Origin of the sequence: Roseiarcus sp. (assembly GCF_052145395.1) — a bacterium.
Classification (GTDB): domain Bacteria; phylum Pseudomonadota; class Alphaproteobacteria; order Rhizobiales; family Beijerinckiaceae; genus Roseiarcus.
Map to the genome: position 1 here is coordinate 1 of NZ_JBKQOT010000477.1, position 3,845 is coordinate 3,845.

The window sequence follows — 3,845 nt, forward strand, 5'->3', positions numbered from 1 at the left end:
TGAGCAGATCAAGCGCCGCCGTGTGGTCCCCCTGGCTGTCGTGCGCCAAGGCGAGGCCGGAAAGCAGCGCTGCCTGGGCGACACGGTCGCCGAGCTTCTTTTCGATGTCGAGGGCGCGACTGGCGTAGCGAAGAGCGTCGGCGGGCTCGTCGCCGCTTTGCGCGACGACGGCGAGATTGTTGAGTACGACGGCGAGGCTTTCATCGTCGTGTGTGCGGATGTCAATCGCCTCGGCTTGTTCGAAGTAGCGGCGCGCCTGCTCGCGTGCGCCCAGGCCGCGGTAGACGGAGCCGATGTTGTTGAGGGTCGCTGCCTCCTCAAAGGAATCCGACAACGCGACGAAGAGCTTGCGGGTCTCTGCGTAGATGTCGAGCGCGGCCTGAGGATCGCCGGTTTCGCTTTTCACCAGGGCGAGATTGTTTCGGTCGATCGCCTCGCCGCGGCGGTCCTGCGCTTGCTGGCGCAGCGCGATGGCGGCGTTGAGCTCGGCGACGGCGTCGGTTCGCTCGCCCTGGGCGTGATAAGCCATCCCGAGATCTGCGGTGACGCCGGCTTCGGTGTCGCGCTCGCCGGAGCGGCGGGCGGCGTCCTGCGCCTGACGGTACGTCTGGACAGCCTCATCGATGTCGCCAAAGCCGAGCAGAATGCGGCCGATATTGCTCAGGGTGGCGGCTTCCTGCTGCGCGTCGTGGGCGGCTTTGGCGGAGTCGAGGCTTTCCCGGAAGGCTGCGAGAGCGCCGGTCTTGTCGCCCAGGGCGGCCAACGCCATGCCGAGATCGTTGCGGTCCTTGTTGGCGGCGTTCGGGTTGTTGAGCTGCTGGTGCCGCGCCATCGCCTCGCGCGCGAGCTCGGCGCCGCGGGCCGCGTCGCCCTGGTCGGTGGCGACCTCACCCTCCGCCGCAATAGCGGCGGCGCTGACCCCCGGATTTGCCGCGCTGAGGCTTTCGGCTTCGGCGTAGTACCGGACGGCGCGGGCGTTGTCGTGCACGCCGGCGGCGGCGTTGCCGGCGATGAGCAGCACCCCGGCGCGCTGCCAGGCGGCGTCGGGGGCGGTGAGTAGCGGCAACGCCTGTTCTGCGAGGTCGAGCGCGCGCTGGTGATTCCCGCGCCACGCCGCGAGCTCGGCAAGGGAGACGAGGGCGGTCACCCGCATCGGGCTGTGGCTTGCGGCGGTAAGCGCCGCCTCGTAGGCGGTTTCCGCAGCGTCCCATTCGCCCGCGGCCCGGCGGAGCCGGCCGGCCCCCAGCTGCGCTGCGGCTTCAGTGTCACCGTCGCCGAGCGTGCGCCAAGCGTCGGCGGCGCTGGCGTAGGCGGCGATCGCGCCCGCGGCGTCGCCTTGGCTGTCCCGGATTTGCGCCAGGCGCATCAGAGCCAGCGCGCCGCGCTTGCGCGTTAGGGCTTCCATCTGGGCGGCGCCGAGCGCGTGCTGCGCGTCGGCGGCCCGCAGGAAGGCGTCCGCGGCGCAGGATTGGTCCTGCAAAGTCTCGCAGGCGAGGCCCAGATCTGTAAGCGCCGTGGCCCGGGCCGGCGCGTCCTGCGGTGCTGTCAGGAGCTGCAGGGCCTGTTCCGCAGGGCCGCGCGCGTTCTTGCTGTCGCCCAGCGCCTGTTCCATGCCCGAGAGGCCGACGAGCATCTGGGCGCGTTCGCGGGCGCGGTCCGGGGCGTCCAGCAAGGCGACGGCGCTCTCGTAGGCGTCGCGCGCCTTCTCTTTGCTGCCCATGGCCTCCAGTGTGACGGCGAGGCGGGCGGCGGCGGTGGCCTGGTCATGGCGGTCCTGGCCTGCGGCGAAGAGGCGGATCGCCTCGGTGAAGGCGGCGACGGCCTTGGCGTTGCCGTCTGCGGTGTGGAGGCTTCCATTGATGACGCCCGTCCAGAACTCGGCCTGGGCTTCGCCGCTTTGGTCGCCGGCCTGGCGAAAAAGGGCGAGCGCGTGATCGAGATCGGCCAGCGCATCGGTAAGCGCGCCGCGGCGGAAATCGGCGCCAGCCGCCTGCATGCTAGCCTTCGCGGCCTCGTCGGGGGACGCCTGCTGGCCGTGGGCGGCGGCGGCGAATAACACCGCGAGAGCGGCTGCGAGCGCGAGCCCCGGGCGCATCATTCGGCCCCTCCGAGGGTTTTTATCGCGGCGGAGACGGCCTCCAGGCCCTCAGCCGCCTGGGCAATGCCGATGCGCAGATCGAGCTGAAGCAGGGCGACGCTGTGCGGGTTGTAGTCTCGCGGCTGCATGGTCTGGCTGGCGAAAATGCGCATCCGTCGCTCAATGAAGCGGACGGGCACGGCGCTCAGATCCTGCTGGAAGCCGGGGCGCGGGTCCTCCTTGCCGCCGAGCGGGCGTTGACAGGAGACGATCCAGACCGCGCCGTCCCTCAGGGAGGGATCGGCGTCCGGCAAGTCGCGCAGGCGAGTGAGCCAGGCGAAGGCGCGGTCGTAATCGTAATGGTTGCGGATCCAGGCGACCTGGTCGTTGAGCTCGCGCTGATGGAAATCGCCCGGCGGCGCTTGCTGGACCGGGACGTATGTGACGTTAAGGCGCGGATGGGGGAACGCCTCCGGGCAGCAGCGTTCCAATCTGTCCTGGCTCCTCAGCAGCGTGAGATAGGATTTCAGGATCGCGTCGAAGAGATCGGTTTCCTGGTCGGTGGGCGGGGCGGCGAAAAGGACGTAGCTGTAGAGGCCGTAGTCCGGCGCCTCGTGCGCGGCGGGGGGAAGCAAGGCACGCGTGGAGATCAGGGTTTCGCCGCCGCCTCGATTGGGGGTTTCGATGACCGCGATCTGGGCGCTGCAGTCCGCGGTTTCCCCGGCTTCGGCGGCGCCGGCGTGCACGTGGGCCCGGATGACAAAGACGCCGTGAGATTGCGCGGGGGGTGACCAGCGCGTTTCGCCGGGCCCGCCGGCCGGAACGAGGGCGCCCCCGTCCGCGCTCCAGGATATTTGGACCTCGGCGCCGGCGGGCGCATCCGTGACGGCGATGATGACGGCCCGCTCGCCGGCGGCGAGGAGCGGGCGGTCCGTCATACAAACGGCGCGCAGGGGAGCGGCGAGCGCTGGGCCGACGACGACGGCCGCCAGGAGTCCGAGAACGAGGCCGGCGGCGCGGCGCAGACGCGTCATTGGGGCTTGTCCGAGGTCGACGCGCGGCGGCGGAGCAGGCCGAAGACGGCCCGAACGCCGACGAAAACTAGCGCCAGCGCCAGCACGATGACGGCGGTCTCTGAGTTGCTGAGCTGCATGTCCGGGCCCTGGCTCCGCCAATACCACCAGACAGCGACCGCTAGCAGCGTCACCGCGAGCAACGCCTTGGGCGAAAGGCCGAGTGCGCCAAGCAGGCCGCCCATTGCGGATTTCTCAGTCTCCGGCGGATCCTCAGCCATGCTGCTCGCCCTTTTGCGGCCCCTTGTGGCCCCGCGCGTCCGTTGCTATTGCGACTTTAGGATCGGGTTCCTGATCAAGCAAGTTTTCAAGGGCCGGGCGCTAGCAGTCGCCTGCTTGGAGAGCGTAAAGATCCTTCACGAGAAGCACGCCCAATGCCGCTGACGCTCCGTTGACGCGAGAGATCCCAAATAATCGCTTTCCGTCGATCTGCGACTTCCGTTGTACGCGACGGATGTCCGGAGTGGGCGGCCTCATGTATCCCCTCACATGGGGAGCTTCGGGTCAAGGGGTGAGATTCATTCGTGCATAGGTCAAACTGCCACGAAAATAGCCTCAGCGTGGATGTGGGTCATGCGGGCTCGGCCTTTTGTTCGAGGGTGACCTTGTAGCCGAGGCGCTCGAGACGTCGTTTGAGGTTGGCGACGGTTCGGGTCTGGCTGATCTGGTCGAGATAGGCTTCGCCGAGATCGCGA

General features: G+C 69.0%; 4 protein-coding genes. 1 reads left to right on the forward strand and 3 read right to left on the reverse strand.

Annotated elements, in window-relative coordinates:
- Positions 1–1,633: tetratricopeptide repeat protein (locus ACLP25_RS16265; RefSeq protein ID WP_442470225.1), on the reverse strand; the 1,633-nt coding region annotated here is incomplete at its 3' end.
- A 132-nt stretch (positions 1,634–1,765) separates the two neighbouring features.
- Here ACLP25_RS16265 and ACLP25_RS16270 point away from each other — a divergent pair.
- Positions 1,766–2,056, forward strand: a complete 291-nt coding sequence (locus tag ACLP25_RS16270; RefSeq protein ID WP_442470226.1) for a hypothetical protein — start codon at positions 1,766–1,768, stop codon at positions 2,054–2,056.
- A gap of 38 nt (positions 2,057–2,094) precedes the next feature.
- Here ACLP25_RS16270 and ACLP25_RS16275 read toward each other — a convergent pair whose 3' ends face one another.
- Positions 2,095–3,111 carry a hypothetical protein gene (locus tag ACLP25_RS16275; protein ID WP_442470227.1) on the reverse strand — a complete coding sequence of 339 codons (1,017 nt, stop codon included), beginning with the start codon at positions 3,109–3,111 and terminating at the stop codon, positions 2,095–2,097.
- Positions 3,108–3,371 (reverse strand): hypothetical protein, encoded by a 264-nt coding sequence (locus tag ACLP25_RS16280; protein ID WP_442470228.1) that lies wholly within the window; start codon positions 3,369–3,371, stop codon positions 3,108–3,110. The genes ACLP25_RS16275 and ACLP25_RS16280 overlap by 4 nt, the downstream gene beginning before the upstream one ends.
- Positions 3,372–3,845 lie beyond the last annotated feature (474 nt).

What these genes read in the sequence shown, in the direction of transcription:
- ACLP25_RS16270 (WP_442470226.1), top strand. Translation starts at nt 1,766, where the DNA reads ATGGCGGTCCTGGCCTGCGGCGAAGAGGCGGATCGCCTCGGTGAAGGC.
- ACLP25_RS16275 (WP_442470227.1), bottom strand. Translation starts at nt 3,111, where the DNA reads ATGACGCGTCTGCGCCGCGCCGCCGGCCTCGTTCTCGGACTCCTGGCG.
- ACLP25_RS16280 (WP_442470228.1), bottom strand. Translation starts at nt 3,371, where the DNA reads ATGGCTGAGGATCCGCCGGAGACTGAGAAATCCGCAATGGGCGGCCTG.